Source organism: Microbacterium caowuchunii (genome assembly GCF_008727755.1).
Classification (GTDB): Bacteria; Actinomycetota; Actinomycetes; order Actinomycetales; family Microbacteriaceae; genus Microbacterium; species Microbacterium caowuchunii.
Map to the genome: position 1 here is coordinate 1,705,718 of NZ_CP044231.1, position 26,857 is coordinate 1,732,574.

The 26,857-nt window shown below is 69.8% G+C and carries 21 protein-coding genes; 10 read left to right on the forward strand and 11 right to left on the reverse strand.

Going from position 1 to position 26,857, the window contains the following annotated elements:
- Positions 1-44 precede the first annotated feature (44 nt).
- The gene (locus tag F6J84_RS08125) at positions 45-1,271 is read right to left on the reverse strand and encodes an ammonium transporter (RefSeq protein WP_150892578.1); all 1,227 of its coding nucleotides are present in this window, start codon (positions 1,269-1,271) and stop codon (positions 45-47) included.
- Positions 1,272-1,477: 206 nt separating this feature from the next.
- Positions 1,478-2,512: a cell division protein ZapE gene (gene zapE, locus F6J84_RS08130; RefSeq protein WP_150972868.1), complete on the reverse strand. Its 1,035-nt coding sequence runs from the start codon at positions 2,510-2,512 to the stop codon at positions 1,478-1,480.
- Between the two features lie 122 nt (positions 2,513-2,634).
- Here zapE and F6J84_RS08135 point away from each other — a divergent pair, with 122 nt between their 5' ends.
- The 3 genes from F6J84_RS08135 to treS all read left to right on the forward strand — a co-directional run bounded on the left by F6J84_RS08135 (position 2,635) and on the right by treS (position 6,399).
- Entirely contained in the window at positions 2,635-3,537 is a 903-nt protein-coding gene (locus F6J84_RS08135) for a sulfurtransferase (RefSeq protein ID WP_150972870.1), read from the forward strand.
- 31 nt (positions 3,538-3,568) lie between these two features.
- Positions 3,569-4,009, forward strand: a complete 441-nt coding sequence (locus F6J84_RS08140; protein ID WP_150972872.1) for a SufE family protein — start codon at positions 3,569-3,571, stop codon at positions 4,007-4,009.
- A 92-nt stretch (positions 4,010-4,101) separates the two neighbouring features.
- On the forward strand, positions 4,102-6,399 hold the full coding sequence (gene treS / locus F6J84_RS08145; RefSeq protein WP_150972874.1) for a maltose alpha-D-glucosyltransferase: 2,298 nt from the start codon (positions 4,102-4,104) through the stop codon (positions 6,397-6,399).
- Position 6,400: 1 nt separating this feature from the next.
- On the opposite strand, the gene F6J84_RS08150 is transcribed toward treS, so the two are convergent.
- Together F6J84_RS08150 and F6J84_RS08155 are read right to left on the reverse strand one after the other, a co-directional pair.
- Positions 6,401-7,660 (reverse strand): maltokinase N-terminal cap-like domain-containing protein, encoded by a 1,260-nt coding sequence (locus F6J84_RS08150; RefSeq protein WP_150972876.1) that lies wholly within the window; start codon positions 7,658-7,660, stop codon positions 6,401-6,403.
- Between the two features lie 102 nt (positions 7,661-7,762).
- Positions 7,763-8,980: an alpha/beta hydrolase gene (locus tag F6J84_RS08155; protein WP_150972878.1), complete on the reverse strand. Its 1,218-nt coding sequence runs from the start codon at positions 8,978-8,980 to the stop codon at positions 7,763-7,765.
- A gap of 25 nt (positions 8,981-9,005) precedes the next feature.
- Between F6J84_RS08155 and F6J84_RS08160 the strand changes: the two genes are divergently transcribed.
- From F6J84_RS08160 to F6J84_RS08175, 4 genes are all read left to right on the forward strand, one after another.
- Positions 9,006-9,590 carry a DUF3000 domain-containing protein gene (locus F6J84_RS08160; protein ID WP_150972880.1) on the forward strand — a complete coding sequence of 195 codons (585 nt, stop codon included), beginning with the start codon at positions 9,006-9,008 and terminating at the stop codon, positions 9,588-9,590.
- Positions 9,583-10,779, forward strand: a complete 1,197-nt coding sequence (locus F6J84_RS08165) for a ribonuclease D (RefSeq protein ID WP_150972882.1) — start codon at positions 9,583-9,585, stop codon at positions 10,777-10,779. The genes F6J84_RS08160 and F6J84_RS08165 overlap by 8 nt, the downstream gene beginning before the upstream one ends.
- A gap of 72 nt (positions 10,780-10,851) precedes the next feature.
- On the forward strand, positions 10,852-12,057 hold the full coding sequence (locus tag F6J84_RS08170) for a thiolase family protein (RefSeq protein WP_150972884.1): 1,206 nt from the start codon (positions 10,852-10,854) through the stop codon (positions 12,055-12,057).
- 11 nt (positions 12,058-12,068) lie between these two features.
- Positions 12,069-14,216 carry a 3-hydroxyacyl-CoA dehydrogenase NAD-binding domain-containing protein gene (locus tag F6J84_RS08175; protein WP_150974744.1) on the forward strand — a complete coding sequence of 716 codons (2,148 nt, stop codon included), beginning with the start codon at positions 12,069-12,071 and terminating at the stop codon, positions 14,214-14,216.
- A gap of 58 nt (positions 14,217-14,274) precedes the next feature.
- On the opposite strand, the gene dxs is transcribed toward F6J84_RS08175, so the two are convergent.
- The 5 genes from dxs to dut form a co-directional block, all read right to left on the reverse strand.
- Positions 14,275-16,233: a 1-deoxy-D-xylulose-5-phosphate synthase gene (gene dxs, locus F6J84_RS08180; RefSeq protein WP_150972886.1), complete on the reverse strand. Its 1,959-nt coding sequence runs from the start codon at positions 16,231-16,233 to the stop codon at positions 14,275-14,277.
- 129 nt (positions 16,234-16,362) lie between these two features.
- Entirely contained in the window at positions 16,363-19,230 is a 2,868-nt protein-coding gene (locus F6J84_RS08185; RefSeq protein ID WP_150972888.1) for an aconitate hydratase, read from the reverse strand.
- 138 nt (positions 19,231-19,368) lie between these two features.
- Complete coding sequence (locus tag F6J84_RS08190; protein WP_150972889.1) at positions 19,369-20,127, reverse strand: DUF3159 domain-containing protein; 759 nt, start codon at positions 20,125-20,127, stop codon at positions 19,369-19,371.
- On the reverse strand, positions 20,124-20,723 hold the full coding sequence (locus F6J84_RS08195; protein ID WP_191905614.1) for a DUF3710 domain-containing protein: 600 nt from the start codon (positions 20,721-20,723) through the stop codon (positions 20,124-20,126). The genes F6J84_RS08190 and F6J84_RS08195 overlap by 4 nt, the downstream gene beginning before the upstream one ends.
- Positions 20,720-21,172 (reverse strand): dUTP diphosphatase, encoded by a 453-nt coding sequence (dut, locus tag F6J84_RS08200; RefSeq protein ID WP_191621708.1) that lies wholly within the window; start codon positions 21,170-21,172, stop codon positions 20,720-20,722. Before dut ends, F6J84_RS08195 begins: the two co-directional genes overlap by 4 nt.
- 21 nt (positions 21,173-21,193) lie before the next feature.
- Between dut and F6J84_RS08205 the strand changes: the two genes are divergently transcribed.
- Entirely contained in the window at positions 21,194-21,679 is a 486-nt protein-coding gene (locus F6J84_RS08205) for a DUF3093 domain-containing protein (RefSeq protein ID WP_338037198.1), read from the forward strand.
- Here the strand turns inward: F6J84_RS08205 and F6J84_RS08210 are convergent.
- Positions 21,654-21,947, reverse strand: coding sequence for a DUF4193 domain-containing protein (locus tag F6J84_RS08210; RefSeq protein ID WP_150891549.1), 294 nt, complete (start codon positions 21,945-21,947; stop codon positions 21,654-21,656). The two genes, F6J84_RS08205 and F6J84_RS08210, sit on opposite strands and share 26 nt — an antisense overlap.
- Before the next feature lie 211 nt (positions 21,948-22,158).
- On the opposite strand from F6J84_RS08210, the gene sepH reads away from it, so the two are divergent.
- Positions 22,159-23,193 carry a septation protein SepH gene (gene sepH / locus F6J84_RS08215; protein WP_150972893.1) on the forward strand — a complete coding sequence of 345 codons (1,035 nt, stop codon included), beginning with the start codon at positions 22,159-22,161 and terminating at the stop codon, positions 23,191-23,193.
- Here the strand turns inward: sepH and F6J84_RS08220 are convergent, their stop codons facing one another.
- Complete coding sequence (locus tag F6J84_RS08220; RefSeq protein WP_150972896.1) at positions 23,194-24,309, reverse strand: alkaline phosphatase family protein; 1,116 nt, start codon at positions 24,307-24,309, stop codon at positions 23,194-23,196.
- Positions 24,310-24,366: 57 nt separating this feature from the next.
- Here F6J84_RS08220 and F6J84_RS08225 point away from each other — a divergent pair, with 57 nt between their 5' ends.
- Entirely contained in the window at positions 24,367-26,826 is a 2,460-nt protein-coding gene (locus tag F6J84_RS08225) for a DNA gyrase/topoisomerase IV subunit A (protein WP_150972898.1), read from the forward strand.
- Positions 26,827-26,857 lie beyond the last annotated feature (31 nt).

A 26,857-nucleotide genomic window follows, 5' to 3' on the forward strand; every position in this document is an offset into this window, starting at 1 on the left:
CGGTCGCCCGCGATGCCCCCGGCATCTGCTGTGTGGATGAGGGATCAGGCCTGCTCGACGAGCGAGTAGCCCTCCTCGCCGTGCACGACCGTGTCGACGCCGGCGAGCTCGTCGTCGTTCTTGATGCGGAAGCCGATGGTCTTCTCGATCGCGAAGCCGATGACCCAGGCGACGACGAAGGAGTAGATCAGGACACCGAAGGCCGCGACGAACTGGATGACCAGCTGCTCGGCGTTGCCGCCGACGAACAGTCCGGTGCCGGTGGCGAAGAAGCCGAGGTAGAGCGTTCCGATCATGCCGCCGACGAGGTGGACGCCGACCACGTCGAGGGAGTCGTCGAAGCCGAGCTTCCACTTCAGTTCGACCGCGAGGGCGCAGACCGCACCGGTGACGACACCGAGCAGCAGGGCCCAGCCGGGCGTGAGGTTGGCGCAGGCCGGGGTGATGGCGACCAGACCCGCGACGGCACCGGATGCCGCGCCGACCGACGTGGCCTTGCCGTCCTTCAGTTTCTCGATCAGCAGCCAGCCGAGGATCGCCGCGGCCGTGGCACCGACCGTGTTGATGATGATGAGTCCGACCGACGAGTCACCCGTGCCCAGCAGCCCGGCCGTGCCTTCCGCGCCGGCGTTGAAGCCGAACCAGCCGAACCAGAGGATCGAAGCGCCCAGCATGACGAGCGGTACGTTGTGGGGCTTCGTGATGCCCTTTTGGAAGCCGATGCGCTTGCCGAGGACCAGAGCGAGCGCGAGCGCTGCCGCACCGGCGTTGATGTGCACCGCGGTGCCACCGGCGTAGTCGATGACCTCGGCGGAGAACCCGAAGGTCTCGCCCAGACCCATGATCCAGCCGCCGCCCCAGACCCACGCGGCCACCGGGAAGTAGACGACCGTCGCCCAGATGCCGGCGAAGATCAGCCAGGAGCCGAACTTCGCACGGTCGGCGATCGCACCGGAGATCAGGGCGACCGTGATGATCGCGAACGTGGCACCGAAGGTCGCACCGACGAGGCCGTCGCTGTCGAGGCCGCCGAGGCCGAAGTCGCTGAACGGGTTACCGGCGAAGGCCCACGTGCTGTCGACCGCGCTCATGTTGAAGCCGTAGAGGATCCACAGCACGCTGACGAGTCCGAGTGCGCCGAAGCTCATCATCATCATGCTGACGACACTCTTGGCCTTCACCAGCCCGCCGTAGAAGAACGCCACACCGGGCGTCATAAATAGCACAAGTGCCGTCGCTGCGACGGACCAGGCGAGATTTCCGCTGTCCATGAGATTCCTCATCCATGTCGTGTTACTCGGAGTACCGAGGCGACCGCATTCAGACGGGTTGCGGAGGCTTCGGGCTCGCTAAGTCTCGCGACGGGCCGTTCCAGCGAGATGCGCGCTCCGTTACGGCGGCGTTACAGGATGGCGGATGAGGTGAACATCATGTTTCGAGCACCGGGGAGGCTGCCCCGGAATACCCGGGAGACGCCTCAGGAGTGGGTGAGCGCGATGAGCCGCGAAATCGCCCGCAGGTACTTCTTCCGGTAGCCCCCGGCGAGCATCTCGTCTCCGAAGACCGTGTCGAGCGGGGCGCCCGTGGCGCGGAGGGGGATCTGCGCGTCGTAGGCGCGGTCGATGAACGCCACGAAGCGCAGGGCCGCGGACTGATCGGTCAGGACGGTCACGTCGCGCAGCCCGATGGTGCTCAGCCCCTCGATGAGCCGGATGTACCGGGAGGGGTGCACGGTGGCGAGGTGGCGGATGAGCGCGTCGAAGGCGTCGTCGGAGACGACACCGGATGCGGCCGCGGCGGAGATCGCCTGCTCGTACCCGTCGTCGTCGAGCACGACAGCGTGGCCGTCCACGGCACGCTGGCGGAAGTCGACGCCGTCGATGCGGAGGGTCTCGAAACTGGCGGACATCGCGCTGATCTCGCGCAGGAAGTCCTGCGCGGCGAAGCGCCCCTCCCCCAGCGCGTTCGGCGGCGTGTTCGAAGTGGCAGCGAGCTTGGTCCCGGTCGCGACGAGTTCGCCCAGCAGCCGGGTCATCACCATCGTGTCGCCCGGATCGTCGAGTTCGAACTCGTCGATGCAGAGCAGATCGGCCCCGCGGAACAGCTCAACGGTCTGCTGATAGCCGATCGCCCCCACCAGCGCGGTGTACTCGATGAACGATCCGAAGTACTTCCTCCTGGCCGGCATCGCGTGGTAGATCGAGGCGAGCAGATGCGTCTTGCCGACGCCGAATCCGCCGTCGAGGTACACCCCGGGCTTACGCTCGGGCGTCTTGGGCGCGCGGCGGAACAGACCCTTCTTCGCCTGGGGCGCGGTCCCGCCCGCGAACTCCGTGAGCGTGTCCTTGGCGTCCTGCTGGGAGGGATACGCGTCGTCTGCGCGGTAGGACGCGAAGGACGCGTCGGAGAACTGCGGAGGCGGCACGAGGGAGGCGACCATGTCGGCGCCCGAGACGTGCGGGGCCCGTTCGGACAGACGGACGATGCCGGTCGACGGCGCGGTGGAGGTCATGTGCGTCCTGTGTCCCCTGTTTACCTGAAGGATGCGTCGCGTGCCCGAGGGAATCTAGGGTCGAAGCAGACGGTTATCAGCCTACGCCGTCCCCTTACGTCCGAAGACGAGGAGCACCCCCCGTGACCGTCGAGCCCGACACCACATCCGAGAAGTTCGCCGCCTATGCGCATCCCGAGCGCCTCGTCTCCGCCGATTGGCTGCAGGAACGCCTGGGCACCCCGGGCCTCGTGGTCGTGGAATCGGACGAGGACGTCCTGCTGTACGAGACCGGCCACATCCCCGGCGCGGTGAAGATCGACTGGCACACGGAACTCAACGACCCCGTCGTGCGCGATTACCTCGACGGCGAGGGGTTCGCCGAGCTGATGAGCCGCAAGGGCATCGCCCGCGACGACACGGTGGTCATCTACGGCGACAAGAACAACTGGTGGGCCGCCTACGCGCTCTGGGTGTTCTCGTTGTTCGGCCACGAGGACGTCCGGCTGCTGGACGGCGGTCGCGACCGGTGGATCGCGGACGAGCGCCCGCTGACGACGGAACCGTCCCACCGGGAGCCCACCGAGTACCCCATCGTGGAACGCGACGACAGCGAGCTGCGAGCGTTCAAGGAGGACGTGCTCGCACACCTGGGCCATCCGCTGATCGACGTGCGCTCCGCCGAGGAGTACAGCGGAGAGCGCACCACGGCCCCCGCCTACCCCGAGGAGGGCGCGCTGCGGGCCGGGCACATCCCGTCGGCGCAGAGCGTGCCCTGGGCGCGCGCCGTGGCGGAGGACGGCTCGTTCCGCCCGCGCGACGAACTGGATGCCATCTATCGTGCGGAGGCGGGGCTCGGCGACGGCGACTCGGTCATCGCGTACTGCCGCATCGGCGAACGCTCCAGCCACACATGGTTCGTGCTGAAGCACCTCCTCGGGTTCGAGGACGTCCGCAACTACGACGGGTCGTGGACCGAGTGGGGCAGTGCCGTGCGGGTGCCGATCGTGACCGGGTCGGAACCGGGGGACGTCCCGGGCCGGTGACCCCGGGCCGTCGCGTGGGAGGATGGGGGCGATGAGCGAGACCGAACTGCCCGAGAGCCTGGCCGAGATCCGGGACGATTTCCTGGCCCTCCCCGAGCCGGAACGGCTCCAGCTGCTGCTCGAGTTCTCGCAGGAGCTCCCGGCGGTGCCGGCGGAGTTCTCCGATCACCCGGAGATGACCGAGCGGGTCGCCGAGTGCCAGTCGCCCGTCTACATCCTCATCGAGGTCGGTGAGGAGGGGATCGTGACGATGCACGCGACGGCTCCCGCCGAGGCGCCGACCACGCGCGGTTTCGCCAGCATCCTCGCGCAGGGCATCAGCGGGCTCACCGCCGATGAGGTGCTGGGGATCCCGGACGACTTCCCGCGCAGCATCGGACTGACGCGTGCCGTGTCGCCGTTGCGGATCGCGGGCATGACGGGGATGCTGCTGCGGGCGAAGCGGCAGGTGCGCGAGAAGCGCTCCGCCTGATCGGGATCCCCGGTCGCCCGGGCCCATAGTCCCGAGCGATGCTCGACGCCAGTCCCCCCTGAGGGCGGGAGCGCACTCCGTAGCGTGGGGGCATGGCGCGTGACGAGCATCGGCCGGAGGATCTCTACACCGGCCCCATCGACCTTCCCGTCCCCGACACGACGGAGGACGAGACGGCCGATTCCGAGAAGATCGGGATCAGCTACGACGAGCAGCGTTATCCCGCGCGGCCGAAGCGGCTGCGGCCGCGCGACCAGTTCCGCGGCGGGAGCGTGCGGCGCATCAAGACCGACCCGCGGACGGCCAACGGCACCAATCCGTCCTACGTCGAGTGGCTCGTGCGGCAGTCGATGCTCAAGGATGCGGATGTCCTCGCCCGCCAGCTCGCGGGGCAGCCGGCGATGTGGCGCAACGCCTACGCGCGTCCGGATGCCCGCCGCGCCATCGCGACGAGCGATGTGTGGTTCACGGCCTACCCGTTATCGCTCATCACGCGGCCCGGGGAATCCTTCCTGGCGGCCCTGGGCGACGAGGAGCTCTGGACGGCGTTCGAGCGCGTGGGGATCACCGCGATCCATACCGGTCCGGTGAAACGGGCGGGCGGTATCGCCGGGTGGCGGGAGACCCCGAGTGTGGACGGCCACTTCGACCGCATCAGCACCGAGATCGACCCCGCCTTCGGCACCGAGGAGGAATTCCGTGCCCTGTGCGATGTCGCGGACACCCACGGCGGCAGCGTGATCGACGACATCGTTCCGGGGCACACCGGCAAGGGCGCCGACTTCCGGCTCGCGGAGATGGGGTTCAAGGACTATCCCGGGATCTACCACATGGTCGAGGTCCTGCCGGAGGACTGGGGGCTGCTCCCGGACGTGCCGGAGGGGGTGGACAGCGTCAACCTCGACCCGGCGACGGAGCGGGAACTGGCGGAGCGGGGATACATCATCGGCGCCCTCCAGCGCGTCATCTTCTACACCCCCGGCGTCAAGGAGACCAACTGGAGCGCGACCGCCCCCGTGATCGGTCCCGACGGGGCCACCCGCCGCTGGGTGTACCTGCACTACTTCAAGCAGGGTCAGCCCTCGATCAACTGGCTCGACCCGACCTTCGCGGGCATGCGCCTCGTGATCGGCGACGCGCTGCACTCGCTGGGCGAGCTGGGCACGAGTGCGCTTCGCCTCGACGCGAACGGGTTCCTCGGCGTCGAGAAGAGCGCCGAGGGGCTCCCGGCCTGGTCGGAAGGGCATCCCCTCTCGCACGCGGCGAACCACATCATCGCCGGGATGGTGCGCAAGGTCGGCGGCTTCACCTTCCAGGAGCTCAACCTCACGATCGAGGACATCCGGGACACGGCAGCCGTCGGTGCCGACCTGTCCTACGACTTCATCGCCCGTCCGGGTTACCATCACGCCCTCGCCACGGGGCGGACCGAGTTCCTCCGTCTGGCCCTCACCACGTCTCTCGAGCTCGGCGTCCAGCCCGTGCAGCTCGTGCACGGGCTGCAGAACCACGACGAACTCACCTACGAGCTCGTGCACTGGGCGACGCGCCACGGCGACGACCTGTACCGGTTCCGGGGCGAGGAGATCACCGGGCCGGAGCTCGCGGAGCTGGTGCGCGCCGAACTCACGGAGGTCCTCACCGGCGCGGTGGAATACAACCGCGTCTTCACGCAGAACGGGATCGCCTGCACGACGACCTCCCTCATCGCGGCGACGCGGGGGGTCGCGCGGCTCGACGACATCACCGACGCGGACGTTCCCGTCATCCGCGATGCGCATCTCCTGCTCTGCGCGTACAACGCATGGCAGCCCGGTGTCTTCGCGCTCTCCGGCTGGGACCTCGTGGGCATGCTCACCCTCCCGTCGGAGCAGGTCACCGATCTCGTCGCGGCCGGCGACACGCGCTGGATCGAGCGCGGCGCCCACGACCTGCTCGACGTCGATCCGGGCGCGACACGTTCCGCCGCGGGCATGCCGCGCGGGCGCGCGCTGTACGGCCCGCTGCCGGCCCAGCTCGAGGATCCCGGATCATTCGCCACGCGGCTCGCGGGCATCCTGGACCTCCGGCGCCGGTACGGCATCGCGACCGCGTCACAGGTCGACATCCCCGAGGTCGCGCATCCCGGGATGCTCGTGCTCGTGCACCGCCTGGACGACGGCGATGCGGAGGCGCCCGCCCCGATGCAGGTGACGGTGCTGAACTTCTCCGCGGAGCCGACGGACGGGACCGTACGCTCCGATCAGCTGGTGCCGCACAGCACCGTGGTGGATGCGGCATCCGGCGACACGGTGGGACGCGTCGACGACCTGCGGAGCTTCTCCGTCTCGCTCCCGGCCTACGGCGCCCTCTTCCTGATGCTCGAGCCCGACGAGCCGGCCGCCGGATGACTCAGCCGAGCGACTGGGGCGCGAGGGCTGCGTCGATCCCCGCCAGCGGGACGGGCAGCCAGTCCGGCCGGTTGCGCGCCTCGTAGGTCGACTCGTAGACCGCCTTGTCGAGAACGAGGGCGCGCAGCAGCACGGGATCGAGTTCGATGGACCCGGGAGCACCCGTGTAGGCGTCGAGGAACGCCTTCTGCGACGACGCCGCCCACTCGGCGCCGTCCGGTGCGCCGCCCACGGCGCTCGCGTAGTCGAAGGAGCGCAGCATCCCGGCGACGTCGCGCGGCGGGAGATCGGGAATCGCCCGCTCCTCCATGGGACGGAGGGGTTCGCCCTCGAAGTCGACGATGCGCCATCCCCCGTCGGGGACCGCCAGCACCTGGCCGAGATGCAGGTCGCCGTGGATGCGCTGGAGCCGCGGCCACGGACGCTCCAGTGCCAGACGGTAGACGTCGTCGATGGCGTCGAACCGGTCCGCGACGGCGGGCACCTCCGCTGCGGCGGTCGCGAGTCGTCGCCGCCAGCCGGCCACCGTCGCCGTCACGTCCTCCGAGCCCGCGTCCACGGTCTCCAGCGCCGCCCCCAGCGCGCCGTGCACTCCGGCCACTGCGATCCCGAGGGCGCGGGCGGCCTCTCCGAAGTCCCGCCGCTCGCGTGCCGCCTCCAGTGCGACCTCCCATCCGTCCCGCACGCCGCGGAGGAAGTCCTGCGCGAAGCACAGGGTCCCGCGGGCGATACCCGGCTCCCGGCCGACGTCCGGCCACTCGGCGTCGAGACTCCCGAGGAAACGGGGCACGTGCGGGGATCCCGCCGCGCTCAGCACGCGCTGAACGGTGACGTCGGGATTCTCGCCGTGATGAAGGGTGCGGAAGAGCTTCAGGATGATCGCCGGCTCGCCGTCCTGGTCGAAGACGATGGAGGTGTTGGACTGCTCGGCCGTGAGTACCCGGGTTCCGGTCACCCGGCTGACATCGACCCCCATCTGCGAGAGCATCCCGATGGCGAAGGGAGGGTGCCCGGTCGCGTCGATGACGTAGCCGCCGTCGGGCTCCTCGGTGATGACCTCCTCCGCATCGCCGGGAGAGGCGATGAGCGCCAGGGGTACCTGGTACAGCGCAGGGAGCGCCCCCGCGTCGTCCATGAGCAGGTACCGGGTGCCCTCGGGGGCGGGCTGGACGTCGAGGATCCGGAACCGCGGGGCGTGGCTCTTGCCCGCATACCACCGCTGCCGCGCCACCCAGGCGTTGAGATCGTCAGTGAATCGCACGCCTCCACCATGACCCGGCGACGCACCCCGGGGAAAGGGATGGACGGCGGGCGCGAGGGGTAGTACCGCGTGGCGCGCCCGGTGTCGCCGCCGTCTGCGCTCTCAGGCCTCCTCGGCCTCGCGGGTCACGCCGCGCTGCTCCAGCCAGGTGCGGATGCGGTCCGTCCAGCGTCGTTCGTCGTAGTTCCAGAGCTTCGTGTGCCGCGCCCCCTCGAAGACCTCGAGTTCGACGAGATCGGGTCGCGCGACGGCGAGATCGTGCGAGGCGTCCGACGGGACGAACCCGTCGTCGTCGCTGTGCAGGATCAGCACCGGGTGCACCAGCTCGCCGGCGCGCGCGACGACGTCGAGCCGGTCGAAGGGGATGGGGCGACCGGTGCGGGTGAAGGCGGTGCCCCAGTCCGATTCCAGCGCGGCGATGGCGACGCCGGCGATCGGCTTGGGCAGGTTCATCAGCCGCGCCTGGTAGTCCAGCACCACCCGCCAGTCGACGACGGGCGAATCCAGGATGATCCCCGCGATGATGTCACGGTGCGCGGAGCCGAGCGCCAGCTGCAGCACGATGGCGCCGCCCATCGACCACCCCATCAGCACGATCCTGCGGGCGCCGGACCGCCGCGCGAAGCCGATGGCCGCGTCGACGTCCCGCCATTCGGTCGAGCCCAGACCGTAGCGCCCGGTGCGGCTGCGCGGCGCCTCGCCGTCGTTCCGGTACGACACGATCAGCGTCGTGAGACCGAGCGAGTGCATCAACGGCACGGCACGCAGGCACTCCGCGCGGGTGGTGCCTCGCCCGTGCACCTGGATGCACCAGACGTCGGTCTCCTCCTCGGCGGGGAACAGCCATGCCGGGCAGGGGCCGACGGCGGAGCCGATCAGCTGCGAGGAGAAGGGCAGGTGCAGCTGTTCCGGGCGGTCGTAGTACCAGCCGGAGAACGCGGCTTCGGCCGAGAGGCGGGCGTCCGGGCCGATGTGGGTGAGGAGCTTGCGTTTGACGCCGCCGTCGCTCTCGGCGAGGACGCTGCCGAGCTTGACGTAGTCCTCGGTCCCCCGCGTGAACAGCCCGTAGCGGCCGGGAAGCGCCGTGTCGTCGTTGCGCTCGAGGGTCACGGTCTGGGAGGCCGGATCGAGGGCCAGGATGCGGGTGTCGGCCCGGCGCGCGGCCGGCGTCACCACTCGTCGCGCCACCCGGATGCCGACCGCACCGAGAACCGCGGTGGTCAGCGCCGTCGCCGCAGCGAGACCGACGAGAGCCCCGCCCAGCGCGCCGCGGAGAACGGGAGAGGCGCCGATTCGGGCGGCGCGCCTGGAGTTCTTCATCGTGCGTTCAGCCTAGTCTGTCGCCGTGGCCCACCCCTCTGCCCCGTCGCCCTCCCCGTTCGAGGACGCCGTGGAGGCAGTCCGGGCCGTCACGCTGCGTCGCGACCTCACCGTGCACGAGATCCCCGCGCCCGCGGGCCTCGCGCCCCATGCGCTCGCTCTGGCCGGAGACATCCGTCCCGAACCGAGCGGTGAGTCGCTCTACGGGACCGGCCGGTTCCTCCTCCTCCACGACCCTGCGGAACCCGACGCGTGGGGCGGTCCCTGGCGGGTCGTCTGCTTCGCGCAGGCGCCGCTGGACAGCGATATCGGCGTCGACCCGCTCGTGGCGGACGTAGCCTGGTCTTGGCTCATCGATGCGCTCGCGTCCCACGGCGCGGGCTACCACGATGCGTCCGGAACCGCCACGAAGACCCTGTCCAAGGGATTCGGCGGTCTCGCGGACGAGGGCGACGGAGCGCAGATCGAGCTGCGCGCGTCCTGGTCGCCGCGACCGGGTTTCGACGCTCACGTGGAGGCCTGGGCCGAACTCCTCTGCATGCTGGCGGGTCTGCCCCCGGGGTCGGAGGACATCGACGTGATGCGAATGAGAGGACAGGCACGTGGCTGAGTACCCCGTGATCGCCGACGACGAGGCGCTGGATGCTGCGGTGTCCGCGCTCGCAGCAGGCGAGGGGCCGTTCGCGGTGGACGTGGAGCGGGCATCAGGATTCCGGTACTCGCAGCGGGCGTACCTGATACAGATATTCCGGCGCGGAGCGGGCGTGTTCCTGCTCGACCCGCCTGCGCTCTCGCGCTTCGACCGTCTGCAGGAGGTGCTCTCGACCGAGGAGTGGGTGCTGCACGCCGCCAGCCAGGACCTGCCCTCGCTGCGTGAGCTGGGCCTCGAGCCACCGCGGATCTTCGACACCGAGCTCGCCTCGCGCCTCCTCGGGCACGAGCGGGTCGGCCTCGGCGCCGTCGTCGAGGACACCTTGGGGATCAGCCTCGCCAAGGCGCACTCCGCCGCGGACTGGTCGACGCGTCCCCTGCCGCAGAGCTGGCTGGAGTATGCCGCCCTCGACGTCCTTCATCTGATCGACGTCTATGAGATCCTCACGCGCGAGCTGGCCGAGCAGGGGAAGACGGAGATCGCCGCCCAGGAGTTCCAGGCGGTGCTCGACCGCCCGACGAAGCCGCCGCGCACCGATCCGTGGCGACGGATGAGCGGCCTGCACACCCTCCGCGGTCGGCGCGCGCTCGCGATCGCCCGCGAACTCTGGCTCACTCGCGAGGAGTTGGCCATCGCCCAGGACGTCGCCCCGGGGCGTCTCGTCCCCGATCGCTCGCTCATCGCCGCGATCGCCGCCGATCCCGACTCGAAGCGGGCCCTGGGTGCCGTCAAGGACTTCACCGGCCGAGCCAGCCGCACGGAGATCGACCGCTGGTGGGCGGCCTTCGAACGCGGGCGTACGACGGCGGAGCTCCCCCGCGAGCGGGTGCCCGGCGACACGCTCCCTCCGCCCCGCGTCTGGGCGGACCGCAATCCCGAGGCGGATCTGCGACTGAAGGCCGCACGTCCCGCCGTCGAGGCCCGTGCCGCCGAACTGAACATGCCGACGGAGAACCTCCTGACGCCCGAGTTGCTGCGCCGCGTGGCGTGGGAGCCGCCCGCGCAGATGGATGCCGAGACGATCGGTCAGGCGCTCCTCGATGCCGGGGCCCGACCCTGGCAGATTCACGAAACCGCACAGTTGATCGCTACTGCCTTTGTGGATTCCGTGCAAGAGTCGGACGACTCGTCCGAAGTAGCTTCGTAGGTTCGACCCAACCGATTCCTCCGGGTACGGGCCGCCTCCTAGGCTGAAGGAAACCCAGACTTTGGAGGCAAGGTGGCCGAGATTTCGGACGTCTACTTCGTCGACGGCATGCGGACCCCCTTCGGGCGCGCCGGCGAGAAGGGCATGTACTGGAACACCCGTGCGGATGATCTCGTCGTCAAGACGATCATCGGTGTCATGGAGCGCAACCCCGGCGTCCCCGGGGAGAGGATCGACGACGTCGCCATCGCGGCGACCAGCCAGACCGGCGACCAGGGCCTGACCCTGGGGCGCTCGGCCGCGATCCTGGCGGGGCTTCCGATGACCGTTCCCGGGTTCGCGATCGACCGGATGTGCGCGGGCGCCATGACGAGCGTCACCACGATGGCCGGCTCGATCGGCATGGGGATGTACGACATCGCCCTGGCCGGCGGCGTGGAGCACATGGGCCACCACCCCATCGGGAGCAACGCCGACCCGAACCCGCGGTTCGTCGCCGAGAAGATGGTCGATCCCGGAGCGCTGAACATGGGCGTCACCGCGGAGCGCATCTTCGACCGCTTCCCACACCTGACGAAGGAACGCAGCGATGCCTTCGGCATGCGCAGCCAGCACCGAGCCCAGGCTGCCTACGACGCGGGCAAGATCCAGCCCGACCTCGTGTCCGTGGGCGTCAAGGACGCCACCGGTGCGTGGGGCCTGGCGACCGAGGACGAAGGACGTCGTCCGCAGACCACCATGGCCGACCTGGCCGGCTTGAAGACGCCGTTCCGTCCCCACGGCCGCGTGACCGCAGGCACCTCGTCTCCGCTCACCGACGGCGCGACCATGAGCCTGCTCGCGGGCGGCCGCGCCGTGAAGGAGCTGGGACTGACGCCGAAGATGCGCCTGGTGTCGTTCGCCTTCGCCGGTGTGCAGCCGGAGATCATGGGCATCGGCCCGATCCCGTCCACGGAGAAGGCTCTCCGGAAGGCCGGGCTGACGATCGACGACATCGGCCTGTTCGAGTTGAACGAGGCGTTCGCCGTCCAGGTCATCTCCCTCCTCGATCACTTCGGCATCGCCGACGACGACCCCCGGGTCAACCAGTGGGGCGGCGCGATTGCCATCGGTCACCCGCTGGCCGCCTCGGGCGTGCGCCTCATGATCCAGCTCGCTGCGCAGTTCCGCGAGCGCCCGGACGTCCGCTACGGCCTGACCGCGATGTGCGTGGGTCTCGGCCAGGGCGGTTCCGTCATCTGGGAGAACCCGTACTTCGACGGCAAGAAGAAGAAGTGAGCAACCGCACGATGACGAACTACGACGCTGTCGACTTCTCCCCGCTGAACGCCTTCACCGCCGACGAGGTCGTGACGCACTCTCCCGTCCGGGACGTCCGTCTCCCCTCGGGCAAGGTGCTCGCCCTCATCACGCTGGACAACGGCCGGGACCACACCCGCCCGAACACCCTGGGACCGGCGACCCTCATGGAGCTCGGCGAGACGCTCGCCGGCCTCCGGGCGCGCGCGTCCGCGGGCGAGATCCATGCCGTCGGGATCACCGGGAAGCAGTACATCCTGGCCGCGGGAGCGGATCTGTCCGACGTCTCACGTGTCCCGTCGCGCGAGAGCGCGGTGCTGATCGCCCAGCTCGGCCACAAGGTGCTCGGCGCTCTCTCCGACCTCGGCGTGCCGTCCTTCGCGTTCGTGAACGGGCTCGCCCTCGGCGGCGGCGTGGAGATCGCGCTGAACGCGACCTACCGGACGGTGGATGCGTCCGCCGCGGCCATCGCGCTCCCCGAGGTGTTCCTGGGCCTGATCCCCGGCTGGGGTGGCGCATACCTGCTGCCCAACCTCATCGGCATCGAGAACGCCCTCGAGGTCGTGATCTCGAACCCGTTGAAGCAGAACCGTACGCTGAAGCCGCGCCAGGCGTACGAGCTCGGCATGTTCGACGCGATCTTCTCCCCCGCCAACTACCTGGAGGACTCGCTCGCGTGGGCCGACGGCGTGCTGTCCGGACGGGTGAAAGTCGAGCGGAAGAACGAGCCCGGCAAGATCGAGCGGCTCACCAAGTGGCCGATCGCGATCAAGATGGCACGCGGGATGCTGGAATCGAAGATCGGCACCGTGCCGCGCTCCCCCTATGTCGCGCTCGACCTCCTGGAGAAGGCGCGCAGCGGCACGAAGGAAGAGGGCTTCGCGCGCGAGGACGAGGCGCTCGCCGACCTCGTGGTGGGCGACCAGTTCGCTGCCTCCATGTACGCGTTCGATCTCGTCCAGAAGCGCGCGAAGCGGCCGGTGGGAGCCCCCGACAAGTCCCTCGCCAAGAAGGTCACGAAGGTCGGCATCATCGGTGCGGGGCTCATGGCGAGCCAGTTCGCCCTGCTGTTCGTGCGCCGACTCAAGGTCCCCGTGCTCATCACGGACCTCGACCAGGCGCGCGTGGACAAGGGCGTCGCACACATCCACGAGGAGATCGGGAAGCTCGAGGCCAAGGGGCGTCTGGACGGCGACACCGCCAACCAGCTCCGCGGACTCGTGCGCGGCACCACCGACAAGTCCGAGTACGCGGACTGCGACTTCGTGATCGAGGCGGTGTTCGAGGAGGTCGGGGTGAAGCAGCAGGTGTTCGCCGAGATCGAGTCGGTCATCGCGCCGGACGCGATCCTCGCGACCAACACCTCCTCGCTCTCCGTCGAGGAGATCGGCGCGAAGCTCAGCCACCCCGAGCGCCTCGTCGGCTTCCACTTCTTCAACCCGGTCGCGGTGATGCCGCTGATCGAGATCGTGAAGACGCCGGCCACCGACGAGCAGACCCTCTCGACCGCCTTCGTGGTCGCCAAGGGGCTGGGCAAGAACGCGGTGCTGACCGCGGACGCCCCCGGGTTCGTCGTGAACCGGCTCCTCGCGAAGGTCATGGGCGAGGCCGCCCGGGCGGTCTACGAGGGCACTCCCCTGCTGACCGTCGAGAAGGCCTTCGCACCGCTCGGTCTGCCGATGACGCCGTTCCAGCTCATCGATCTGGTCGGCTGGAAGGTCGCCGCGCACGTGCAGGACACCATGTCTGCCGCGTTCCCGGACCGTTTCTTCTCCTCCGAGAACTTCCACGCGCTCGCCGAGCTGCCGGAGGTCGTCGAGAAGGACAAGCACGGGAAGGTCACCGGCTGGACCAAGGCCGCGGAGAAGGTCCTCAAGGGGGCCGTGGGCTCGTCCCCCGCCTCGGAGGCGGTCATCCTGCAGCGCGTGCAGGACGGGCTCGCGCAGGAGATCCGGATCATGCTCGACGAGAGCGTCGTCCCGGAGGTCGAGGACATCGACCTCTGCCTGATCCTCGGGGCGGCATGGCCGTTCATCGACGGCGGCGCCTCGCCGTACCTGGATCGTGAGGGCGCGTCCGAGCGTGTGTTCGGCGACACGTTCCACCACCCGCCGATCCGCGGCATCGCGGCACGCTGACGCGGACAGAAGAAGGGCGGCCCCGGAGAACCGGGGCCGCCCTTCTTCGTTCCGTCCCTCAGTCGTCGAGGTCGGGCGTGCGTGCCGCCTCCGGGATCCAGAGCTCACGGCTGTCGGCAGTGGGACGCGCCACCGGGATCCGCGTGCCCAGCACCTGGGCCACCACGTCCTGCGCGATCTTCGACGCGGTCAGCCCCGCATCCGCCAGGATCTGGTCCCGGGATGCGTGGTCGATGAACTCGTCAGGAACGCCGAGCTCGTCCACCGCCGTGTCGACGCCGGCCTCGCGCAGCACCTGCCGGATGCGGGTACCGACACCGCCGACGCGGATGCCGTCCTCGATCGTGATCACGAGCCGATGCTCGGCGGCGAGGTCCACCAGGGACTCCGGCACGGGGATGACCCAGCGGGGGTCGACGACCGTCGCCCCGATGCCCTGTGCGCTCAGCCGGGACGCGACGTCCATCGCCACGTGCGCCATCGGGCCGATGCCGACGATGAGGACGTCGGCGGACGACGGACGCGCGAGCACGTCGACACCGTCCGCCAGCCTCTCCACGGCGGGGAGGTCGGGGCTCACCGAGCCCTTCGGGTAGCGCAGCACGGTCGGCGCATCCGTGATCCGGACGGCCTCGCCGAGCTCCTCGCGCAGCCGCGCCTCATCGCGCGGCACGGCGATACGGATCCCAGGCACGATCTGCAGGATCGCGAGATCCCAGATGCCGTGGTGGCTCGGCCCGTCCGGGCCGGTCACCCCGGCACGATCCAGCACGAAGGTGACACCGGCGCGGTGGAGCGCCACATCCATCAGCACCTGGTCGAAGGCACGGTTCACGAAGGTCGCGTAGAGCGCCACGACCGGATGCAGCCCGCCGTACGCGAGGCCGGCGGCGGACGCCACGGCGTGCTGCTCGGCGATCCCCACGTCGTACACGCGATCGGGGTGCTTCTCCGCGAAGGGCAGGAGGCCGGTCGGCCGCAGCATCGCCGCGGTCATCGCGATGACCTCGGGGTGATCGTCGCCGATCCGCACGAGCTCCTGGGCGAACACGTCGGTCCACGCCGTTCCTGAGGGCCCGCCGAGCGTCTCCCCCGTCACCGGATCGATGCGGCCCACGGCGTGGAACTGGTCGGCGACGTCGTCCATCGCGGGCTGGTACCCGCGACCCTTCTCGGTGATCACGTGCACGATCACCGGTGCGCCGTAGTTCTTCGCCAGCTCCAGCGTCTCGAGGAGGGTGGGGAAATCGTGCCCGTCCACCGGCCCGAGGTACTTGATGTCCAGGTTGGAGTACAGCGCGACGTTGTTGGTGAAGCGGGAGAGGAAGCCGTGCGTCCCGCCGCGGACGCCCCGGTAGACGGCGCGGGCCGCGGGGCCGAGCTTCGCGAAGGCGCTCTTCGATCCGCGGTGCAGGGTCTGATAGGCCTCGGCGGTGCGGACGCGGTTGAGGTAGCGCGCCATCCCGCCGATGGTCGGCGCGTACGACCGGCCGTTGTCGTTGACGACGATCACGAGGTTCCGGTCGTTGTCGTCGGAGATGTTGTTCAGCGCCTCCCACGTCATCCCGCCGGTGAGCGCGCCGTCGCCGACGAGGGCCACGACGTGCCGGTCCCTGCGGCCGGTGCGCGCGAAGGCCCGGGAGATACCGTCCGCCCAGCTCAGCGAGCTGGAGGCGTGCGAGGACTCGACGATGTCGTGCTCGCTCTCCGATCGCTGCGGGTACCCCGCCAGGCCCCCGCGGGAGCGCAGCTGGGAGAAGTCCTGACGACCCGTGAGCAGTTTGTGCACGTAGGACTGGTGTCCGGTGTCGAAGACGATCGGGTCGCGCGGGGAGTCGAACACGCGGTGCAGGGCGATGGTCAGTTCCACCACGCCCAGGTTCGGGCCGAGATGCCCGCCGGTGCGTGCGACGTTCTCGATGAGGAAGCCGCGGATCTCCTCGGCGAGGTCCGTGAGCTGGTCGACGGAGAGTCCGTCCAGATCCCGGGGACCCGAGATGGAGGTGAGCAAGGACATCCCGCTCCTTTCGGCGTCGTGAGCCGTTCGGCTGAACGTCGGTCCAGTCTAGTTCGCGGCCGCATGTACGAGACCCGAACGCCGACGGCCCCGACGGGTTTCGTCGGGGCCGTCGGCGTTCGGGTGGGATCAGACCAGCGAACGCAGCACGTACTGCAGGATGCCGCCGTTGCGGTAGTAGTCGGCCTCACCGGGGGTGTCGATGCGGACGACCGCGTCGAACTCCACGGTCTCCTTGCCGGGCGCAGAGAACTCGCTCGGTTCGGCGGTCACGCGCACGGCCTTCGGGGTGACGCCCTCGTTGAGCTTCTCCAGTCCCGTGATGGAGATGATCTCGGTGCCGTCGAGACCCAGCGACTTCCAGCTCTCGCCGGCCGGGAACTGCAGCGGAACGACGCCCATGCCGATGAGGTTCGAGCGGTGGATGCGCTCGAAGCTCTCGGTGATGACGGCCTTCACACCGAGGAGGCTGGTGCCCTTGGCGGCCCAGTCACGCGACGAACCCGAGCCGTACTCCTTGCCGCCGAAGACGACGAGCGGGGTCTCCTGAGCCTGGTAGTTCATGCAGGCGTCGAAGATGAACGACTGCGGACCCCCGGGCTGGGTGAAGTCCCGGGTGTAGCCGCCCTCGACGACCTTGCCGTCGTTGACCGCCGCCACCAGCTCGTTCTTCAGGCGGATGTTGGCGAAGGTGCCGCGGATCATGACCTCGTGGTTGCCACGGCGGGAACCGTAGGAGTTGAAGTCCTTCTGCGCGACCCCGTGCTCGGTCAGGTACTGAGCAGCGGGCGTGCCTGCCTTGATGTTGCCGGCCGGGCTGATGTGGTCGGTGGTGACCGAGTCACCGAGGGCCGCCATCACGCGGGCGCCGCGGATGTCGGTGACCGGGGTGAGCTCGGTCTTCATGCCGTCGAAGTAGGGCGCCTTGCGGACGTAGGTGGAGTCCTCGTCCCATTCGAAGATCGGGCCGGTGGGCGTCGGCAGGGTCTGCCAGCGCTCGTCGCCGTCGAACACCGTGGCGTACTGCTTGATGAACTGCTCGCGCGAGATCGAGGAGTCGATGATCTCCTGCACCTCGTCGGTGGCCGGCCAGATGTCCTTCAGGAAGACGTCGTTGCCGTCCGCATCCTTCCCGAGCGGGTCGGTCTCGAAGTCGAAGTTCATCGACCCGGCGAGGGCGTAGGCCACCACCAGCGGCGGGGACGCGAGGTAGTTCATCTTGACGTCGGGGCTGATGCGGCCCTCGAAGTTGCGGTTACCGGAGAGCACCGCGGTGACGGCGAGGTCGTTGTCGTTGACGGCCTGCGACACCTCGTCGATCAGCGGACCGGAGTTGCCGATGCAGATCGTGCATCCGTAGCCCACGGTGTAGAAGCCGAGGCCTTCGAGGTCCTTGTCGAGACCCGACTTCTCGTAGTAATCGGTGACGACCTTCGAGCCGGGGCCGAGCGTGGTCTTCACCCACGGCTTCTGCTTGAGGCCCTTCTCCCGCGCCTTGCGGGCGAGCAGGCCGGCCGCGATCATGACGGACGGGTTGGACGTGTTCGTGCAGGACGTGATGGCGGCGAGGGTGACGGCGCCGTTGTCGAGCAGGTACGGAGACCCCTCGGGCGGGGTGACCTCGACCGGGCTGGACGCCGGATGCGTGGACCCGCTGAACAGCAGCGCCGACTCGGCGTGCTGGTCCTCGTGCTGGTGCGAGACGCCGTCCTCGGACACGGTCTCGTGCTCGACGCCGGGCGCGTTGCCCGGGTCGGACGCCGGGAACGTCCCCTCGACCTCCACCGCGTCCTCGACGGTGACGTTGGCGTAGTTCAGGATGTCCTTCTGGAACTGCTCCTTCGCCTCCGAGAGCAGGATGCGGTCCTGGGGACGCTTGGGGCCTGCGATGGAGGGCACGACCGTCGACAGGTCGAGTTCGATGTACTCGCTGAAGACGGGCTCGACCTCGGCGTTGTGCCAAAGCGTCTGCTCCTTGGCGTACGCCTCGACGAGGGCGACGGTCTGCTCGTCACGACCGGTGAGGCGCAGGTAGTCCAGCGTCACGTCGTCGATCGGGAAGATCGCCGCGGTGGACCCGAACTCCGGGCTCATGTTGCCGATGGTGGCGCGGTTGGCCAGCGGCACCGACGCGACGCCGGCGCCGTAGAACTCCACGAACTTGCCGACGACGCCGTGCTTGCGCAGCATGTCGGTGATCGTCAGCACGACGTCGGTCGCGGTGACGCCGGCCGGGATCTCGCCGGTGAGCTTGAAGCCCACGACGCGCGGGATGAGCATGGAGACCGGCTGGCCGAGCATGGCGGCCTCGGCCTCGATGCCGCCGACGCCCCAGCCCAGCACGCCGAGCCCGTTGACCATCGTGGTGTGCGAGTCGGTGCCGACGCAGGTGTCGGGGTACGCACGCAGCACGCCGTCGACCTGGCGGTCGTAGACGACCTTGGCCAGGTGCTCGATGTTGACCTGGTGCACGATGCCGGTCCCGGGCGGGACGACCTTGAAGTCGTCGAATGCGGTCTGACCCCAGCGGAGGAACTGGTAGCGCTCCCCGTTGCGCTCGTACTCGATCTCGACGTTGCGCTCGAGCGCGTTCGCGGTGCCGAACAGGTCGGCGATGACGGAGTGGTCGATGACCATCTCGGCCGGCGAGAGCGGGTTGATCCGGTTCGGGTCGCCGCCGAGGGCGGTCACCGCCTCGCGCATGGTGGCGAGGTCGACGATGCACGGCACACCCGTGAAGTCCTGCATCACCACGCGTGCGGGCGTGAACTGGATCTCGGTGTCGGGCTCCGCATCCGGGTTCCACGAACCGAGCGCCTGGATCTGCTCCTTGGTGACGTTCGCACCATCCTCGGTGCGAAGCAGGTTCTCGAGGAGCACCTTCAGGCTGAACGGGAGCTTCTCGTACCCGTCGACCGTGTCGATGCGGAAGATCTCGTAGTCGGTGCTGCCGACCGTCAGGGTGCTCTTGGCACCGAAGCTGTCAACCGTAGACACGTGTGTCTCCTTCGTCGGCGTTAACGGGCGTGATGACGAGTCCCAGGAACCCATCCTCCCCGCGTCCGCGGCGGGGAGCTAGCAAGGCATGCCTTACTGGGAGAGCCCGATATTTATCTTGATGTCGAGATAAATGTATCACTCGGCGGCGGTCTGGTCGCTGTCCGTGCCGACCTCGGCGCGGCGCGCGTACAGCGCCCTGCAGGCCAGCCACGTCACCGCCACGAGCGGCGCGAACAGCGGCAGCCCCATCGCGATCTTGAGGGTACCCAGCGCCGTCACGTCGCCGGCGAAGTAGAACGGGAGCTGCACGACCAGACGCGCGGCGAACAGTCCCGCCCACGCGATCGACAGCCAGAAGAACACGCGGCGCTTGCGGCGGTCACGCCGCCACCCCGTGGCATCGCCGGTGAGCCAGCCCGCGGCCAGCCCGATCAGCGGCCACCCGATGAGAGCCGAGACGAGGAACGCCGTGCCGTATGCGCCGTTGGTGATGAAGCCCAGGACGAAGTTGTCCTCGCCGCGTCCGGTCAGCAGCGCGAGACCCGCCGCGGCCGCGGCGGCGATCAGGCCGCCGAGCGCCGCCGTCGGCGCACTGCGGCCGAGCAGGCGCACGATCGTGAAGACCGCGGCGATGCCGACGGACAGGCCGAGCGACCACCCCAGGTCCCCCACACCCGAGCGGGCGTCGTAGGTGAGCGTGTAGACGAGCACGAAGACGAGACCGGGCAGCACCGATTCGACGATGCCCCGCCAGCCGCCCATCGCCCGCCAGACGACGTCTCCGGTGGAGGCGTCCGTGGCCGGGTCGAGTCCGGCACGGCGCGCCGCGGATCCCAGCGCCTGCCCGATCAGTTCGGAGGCGCGCGGTTCCGGCGGCGTCAGCGGATCGCTCACGCGCTGCCCGGCGTGGCCGGCATCTTCAGCGGGATGAGGTCGCGCGGCGGCATCGGCGACGAGCCCCGCACGACCACGAGCGAGCGGAAGAGGTCCTCGACCTGGGCGGCGGCCTCGACGTCGCCGGTCGCGGCGCCGCCGATCACGCCGCGCAGGAACCATCGCGGCCCGTCGACGCCGACGAAACGAGCGAGCCGCTTGCCTGCGGAACCGCCCTCGCCGCCCGCTGCGACGGGGACCTCGGCGAGCAGCTCCGGTCCGAGCGGGCCTTCACGCTCTTCGACACGGCCACCCTGCTGCTTCACCTGCTGGCGGATCTGCTCGCGGGTCTCTTCCCAGAGTCCGCTGGAGCGGGGAGCGGCGAACGGCTGCACCTGCAGCGTCGAGTCGGCGTAGTCGAGGCCCACCGCGACGATCCGCTTCGTCTGCTCCTCCACCTCGAGGCGCAGATTCAGCCCCTCGCGGGGCAGTACCTTGATCGCCCCCAGATCGATGTAGGGACGGACCGGGTTGACCTCCGATTCGTCGAAGGGTCCCGCCTCCGCGCGATCGGCCGGTGCGCTCTTTGCGAGCGGTTCCATCGATGCGTCTGTCATCGGGCACTCCTCTGGGTGTCGTATCCGGTCGATCCGAATCCGCCCGCTCCGCGGACGCTGTCCGCGAGCTCGTCGACGGGGACGAAGCGCACCGGCGGGACGTTCATGATGATCAGCTGGGCGATGCGGTCGCCGACCGCCACCTCGTACGGCTCGGTCCGGTCGGTGTTCAGCAGCGTGACCTTGATCTCGCCGCGGTATCCGGCATCCACCGTGCCGGGCGCGTTCAGGACCGTGATGCCGTGCTTGGCCGCCAGACCGCTGCGCGGGACGACGAAGGCCACGTACCCCTCGGGCAGCGCGATGCGCACCCCGGTGCCGATCAGGGCGCGCTCGCCCGGCGCCAGTCGGACGGCTTCCGTCGCGACGAGATCGGCACCGGCATCGCCGGGGTGGGCGTAGGTCGGGACGACCGACGCGATAATGGGGACATCCACGCTTTCGGTCACCCAACGAGGGTAATGCAGAACATGCACACAGACATCCGTTCCTCATCGCCCCGCTATCGCGAGCGACTCAGCCCTTCACTGTGGCTGCTCGTGGCCGCGGCCGTCGGCGCTCCCATGATCGCGCTCGTCCTCACTCCGGTGGACCGGACCCTCGCGCTGGTCGCGGGAGTCGCGTTCTCCGCCGTGCTCATCCTCCTGCTGGTGGCGTTCTCGCCATCCGTGACCATCCAGGACGGGGTCCTGCGCGCCGGCCGCGCCCACATCGACGTGGATCTGCTCGGGGATGCCGTGGCCCTGACCGGGGAGGAAGCCCGCGCGGCCCGCGGCCCGGGGCTGGATCGTCGCTCGTGGACGCTGCTTCGGGGCGGCATCGACGGCGTGGTCGTGATACCCGTCGCAGACGCGAACGATCCGACGCCGACCTGGGTTGTCTCCAGTCGTACGCCGGATCGTCTCGCAGCTGCGCTGCGGCGTGCGCGGACTACGCCGCGCACTCCTGGCAGATGAATCCTGCCGACTCTTCGTGGTCCACCTGGGACCGGTGCTTCACGAGGAAGCAGCTGACACAGGTGAACTCGTCTTCCTGCGGCGGCAGGACGACGACATCGAGGTCGATGTCCGACAGGTCCGCGCCGGGGAGTTCGAAGCCCGACGGGTTGTCGGCGTCCTCGACGTCGACCGAGCCGGACATCTTGTCCGGAACACGCTCCTTGAGCGCCTCGATGGACTCGCTGTCGTCCTCGGTCTTGCGGGGGGCGTCGTAATCCGTAGCCATGCTTCCGTGTCTCTTGATCGGGTTTTGGAGCGCCAGCCATGGCGGCGGGCGGCCATAGTTTGCATGACCGCCGTCCATTTGGCAAATGCATGCGAGGACGGGTCGTGCAACCTGCTGCCGGGGAAACTCGCGCCACGCGCCGGATATTCCCGGCCGCGACGCTCCCCTGTGACACCATGGGCCCACACGGCAGATGGGAGGCGTGTGACCCATGGAACAGCTCAGAGTGATCGGCACCGAAGACGGCGTGCTCGTCGTCGCATCCGAATCCGGACAGCGATACTCCCTCGTCGTCGACGACGTGCTGCGGGCTGAATTGCGCCGCGCACGCAAGGAACGCGAGGAACCGGGCCGCGGCCCCAAGCCCAGTCCGCGTGAGATCCAGGCCCAGATCAGGGCAGGACTCTCGGCGCGCGAGGTGGCCGAGGTGCTCGGCACGACCCTCGAGGACGTCGTGCGGTTCGAACCGCCCGTGCTCGCCGAACGCGAGTTCATCGTCGGGCAGGCCCTGTCCGTCCCGGTCCTGCTCGCCGCCGATTTCGGCGACGACGCGTCCACCACCTTCGGGGAGGCCGTCCGGGCGAAGCTCTCCGAGGCCGGAGCGACCGCCGAGCGCTGGACCAGCTGGAAGGAAGCGACCGGCTGGGTCGTGAAGCTGTCCTTCGCAGCCGGCGACGTCGAACGCGACGCCCGATGGAGCTTCGACCCGCGCCGCAGTTCGCTCTCGCCGTTGAACGCCGACGCCACCCAGCTCTCCCGCCAGGGATCTCTTCCCGAGGGCCTCATCCCCCGTCTTCGCGCACTCGACTCGCCCGGCGGCATCAAGGACGACACGCGATTCGACAGCGGAGCGTTCGGCCCGCGTCACGATTCCGTCGACGTTCCGGTCGTACCCGCCCTCGCTTCGAGCCCCGCGGTGCAGGATGCGGCGATCAAACGTGCGCCCGACGCGCCGCAGCCCTCCGCCGAGACGGCGGATCTCCTGGAGGCCCTGCGCCGCCGACGCGGTCAGCGCACCGCGGCGCCCGCGCCGCAGGCACCCGAGCGCGACCAGCGCGGACCGGCCCCGGTCGTTCTGTTCGACGCGCTCGATCCCGGGCACGCGGACACCGCCGCAGAGGACCCGCAGCCTCCGGCACCCGCGGAACGCGCGGAGCCCTCGGCGGACTCGTCCCGTCGCAAGGGACGGACCTCGATGCCGTCCTGGGACGAGATCGTGTTCGGCGCGCGCAGCGACGAGAACTGATCAGTCCGCGAAGGCCCCGAGTCGCAGCAGCGGCACCGTCCGCTCGTCGGCGGTGAGGGAACCGTGCTGGCCCACCATCTTCTGGCCGGCGGAGTCGGCGAGTCGATCGTCGTAGTAGGCGATCCGCGCGCGAGCGGCGACGAGCACGTCGCCGATCCGATCACGCACCTCCGGTGACACCCGCGCACCGAACAGTCCCGCTGCGATCGCCTCGTCCCGCGTCATGACCCAGGATCGGGGCTCCTCGGCGGCCCACGCCGACCGGACCCGGTCCGTCATGCCCGGCTCCGCGTAGAGGTGCAGCATCCGGGGCTCTCCCGCGATCGTGCGCACGCCGTCGAGGCGGGGGTCGCCTTCGGCGAGCAGGACGTGCCGCTCGCGAGGGACGTCGATCATGCCGTGATCCGCGGTGAGGGCGATGCCGACGTCCGGCCCCGCCGCGGCGTGCAACCGTCGGGCGGCGGCGTCGATGGATTCCAGGGTGGCGAGCCACGTGTCGGAGGCCATCCCGTGCTTGTGCCCGGCACCGTCGAGTTCCGGCGCGTAGAGGTAGACCAGGGATCCCGGGTGGGAGCGGGCCCAGTGGGCCGCCGCATCCACCCGTGCGTCCAGGTCGCGTTCACCGTGGAAACCGGCGTCCCGCATGGTCGCGGCGGTGAATCCCGTCCCGGCGTACTCGGGCCGGGACACGACGTATCCGCGGTCTGCGGTGAGCAGCGACGCCGACCGCTGCCAGGTGAGCGGGTCGAGCAGGCCCGGACCCCAGTCGGTCAGCTGGTTGAGGGCCCGGTCCGTCTCGGGCTCGCGCGCCCGGTAGCCGACGATGCCGTGCTCCCCGACGTCGGTGCCGGTGAGCAGGCTCGTCAACGCCGCGGCCGTCGTGCTGGGGAAGACCGTGGTCGCCACGCTCTTCTTCGTCAGGCGGCTCGCGAGGAAGCGGGCGTACCCCGCGTTCGCACCGAGGGCATGGGCGCCGAGGCCGTCCACGACGAACAGGATCGCGCTCTGGACGGGCCGGAACCGGGATGCTCCGCCCTCGATCGCAGAGAGCAACTCCGGGACCACGCCGGTGAGGCGCAGGGCGTGCGAAGGGTCCGCCGGTAGGCTGAGGGTCATCGGGGCCAGTCTCGCACACCCGCGCACGGCCCTTTCGCTATCCGAGGTCTGAACGTCATGCCGCCCACCCGCGCCCAGTCCCTGCCCGCCGACGAGGGCCGCATCGAGGACATCGATGTGTCCACCGAGATGCAGGGATCCTTCCTCGAGTACGCCTACTCGGTGATCTACTCGCGCGCCCTCCCGGACGCGCGGGACGGTCTGAAGCCCGTCCAGCGGCGCATCCTCTTCCAGATGGCGGAGATGGGGCTACGGCCCGATCGCGGCCACGTCAAGAGCGCCCGCGTGGTGGGCGAGGTGATGGGAAAGCTCCACCCGCACGGCGACTCCGCCATCTACGACGCCCTGGTGCGTCTGGCTCAGGACTTCGCGCTGCGGGTTCCGCTCGTCGACGGGCACGGCAACTTCGGCTCGCTCGACGACGGTCCCGCGGCGGCCCGGTACACCGAGGCCCGGCTCGCCCCCGCAGCCCTCGCCCTCACCGAGAACCTCGACGAGGACGTCGTCGATTTCATCCCCAACTACGACGGCCAGTTCCAGCAGCCCGAGGTGCTGCCGGCCGCCTTCCCGAGCCTGCTCGTCAACGGCACGACCGGGATCGCGGTGGGGATGGCCACCAACATGGCCCCGCACAACCTCATCGAGGTCGTCGCCGCCGCCATCCATCTCCTCGACAACCCGGAAGCCACGCTCGAGGAGCTGATGGAGTTCGTCCCGGGGCCCGATCTTCCCGGCGGCGGGATCATCGTCGGTCTCGACGGCGTCAAGGACGCCTACGCCACCGGACGGGGAAGCTTCCGCACACGCGCCAAAGTCTCCATCGAGTCGCTCGGACCGCGGCGGATGGGTCTGGTCGTCACGGAACTGCCGTACATGGTGGGTCCGGAACGGGTCATCGAGAAGATCAAGGACGCCGTCGGCGCGAAGAAGCTGACCGGAATCTCCGACGTGTCGGACTACACCGACCGCCTCCACGGTCTGCGCCTGGTCATCGGGATCAAGACCGGCTTCGACCCGAGCGCCGTCCTGGAGCAGCTCTACCGGTTGACTCCCCTCGAGGACTCCTTCGGCATCAACAACGTCGCCCTCGTCAACGGGCAGCCGCAGACCCTCGGCCTGAAGGAACTGCTGCGCGTCTACCTGGACCACCGCATCCAGGTCGTCACCCGGCGCAGCCGATTCCGGCTCGCCCGCAAGCAGGAGCGGCTGCACCTGGTCGAGGGCCTGCTCATCGCGATCGTCGACATCGACGAGGTCATCCAGGTCATCCGCGCCTCGGACGACGGCGAGCAGGCGCGGGCGCGCCTCATGGACGTCTTCGACCTCTCCCAGTTGCAGGCGGAGTACATCCTCGAGCTGCGTCTGCGCCGCCTGACGAAGTTCTCCCGCCTGGACCTGGAGACCGAGCGCGACCAGCTGAAGGCGCAGATCGCCGAGCTGGAGGAGCTGCTCAGCAGCGAGGTCCGGCTGCGTGCTCAGGTGGCGCGCGAGCTCGACGCCGCGGCGGAGACCTACGGCACGCCGCGCCGCACGCTGCTGCTCAACGGAGGACCGGTCGCTCCCCGATCCCGCTCCGCGGCCGCCGCGGCGGATCTGCAGATCGCGGACGCCCCGTGCCGGGTGTTCCTCTCCGCCACCGGCCGGATGGTGCGCGCCGAGCTCACCCCGGACGCCCCGAACGGCGGGATCGTCCCGCCGGCCCGCCGCAGCAAGCACGATGCCATCCGTTCCGCCGTCGACACGACCACCCGCGGGGATCTCGGCGCGGTCACGAGCCTCGGCAGACTCGTCCGCTTCTCCCCCGTCGACCTGCCCTCGGTGCCCGGCAACTCGGTGCAGGCGGCGGCGGGTACCCGGGCCGACCAGTACCTGGGACTGGACAAGAACGAGCACGTCGTCGCGCTCGTACCCCTCACCGACAACCCGCCCATCGCCCTGGGGACGGCGCACGGAGTGGTCAAGCGGGTCTCCGCGGGCGAGCTCGGCACGAAGCACGACGTCGAGATCATCGGCCTGCGCGACGGCGACCGGGTCGTCGGGGCTGCGCCGGCGACGGACGGCGCCGAACTCGTCTTCGTCACGAGCGACGCGCAGCTGCTGCGCTTCGATGCCGCTTCGGTCCGGCCGCAGGGACGTGCCGCCGGCGGGATGGCGGGCATGCGCCTCAGCGAGGGCGCCGAGGTCATCACCTTCACCGTCGTCGGGCCCAGCGTGTTCGACGCCGTCGTGGTGACGGTGGCCGGCTCGCGCGGGGCGATCGCGGGAACCGACCCGGGCAGTGCGAAGGTGTCACCGTTCAGCGAGTTCCCGGCCAAGGGCCGCGCGACGGGCGGGGTGCGTGCGCAGCGCTTCCTGAAGGGCGAGGACACGCTCACCCTGGCCTGGATCGGCACGGAGCCCCGCGCCGTGGGCGCGGACGGCGCCGTGCGCCGTCTCCCGGAGCCGGGCGCCAAGCGGGACGCGTCCGGTCAGCCGCTCGAGGGCGTCGTGACGGCGCTCGGCACCGCCGTCCGCTGACCCGACCGCAGGCCCGGTGACCGCCTCACGG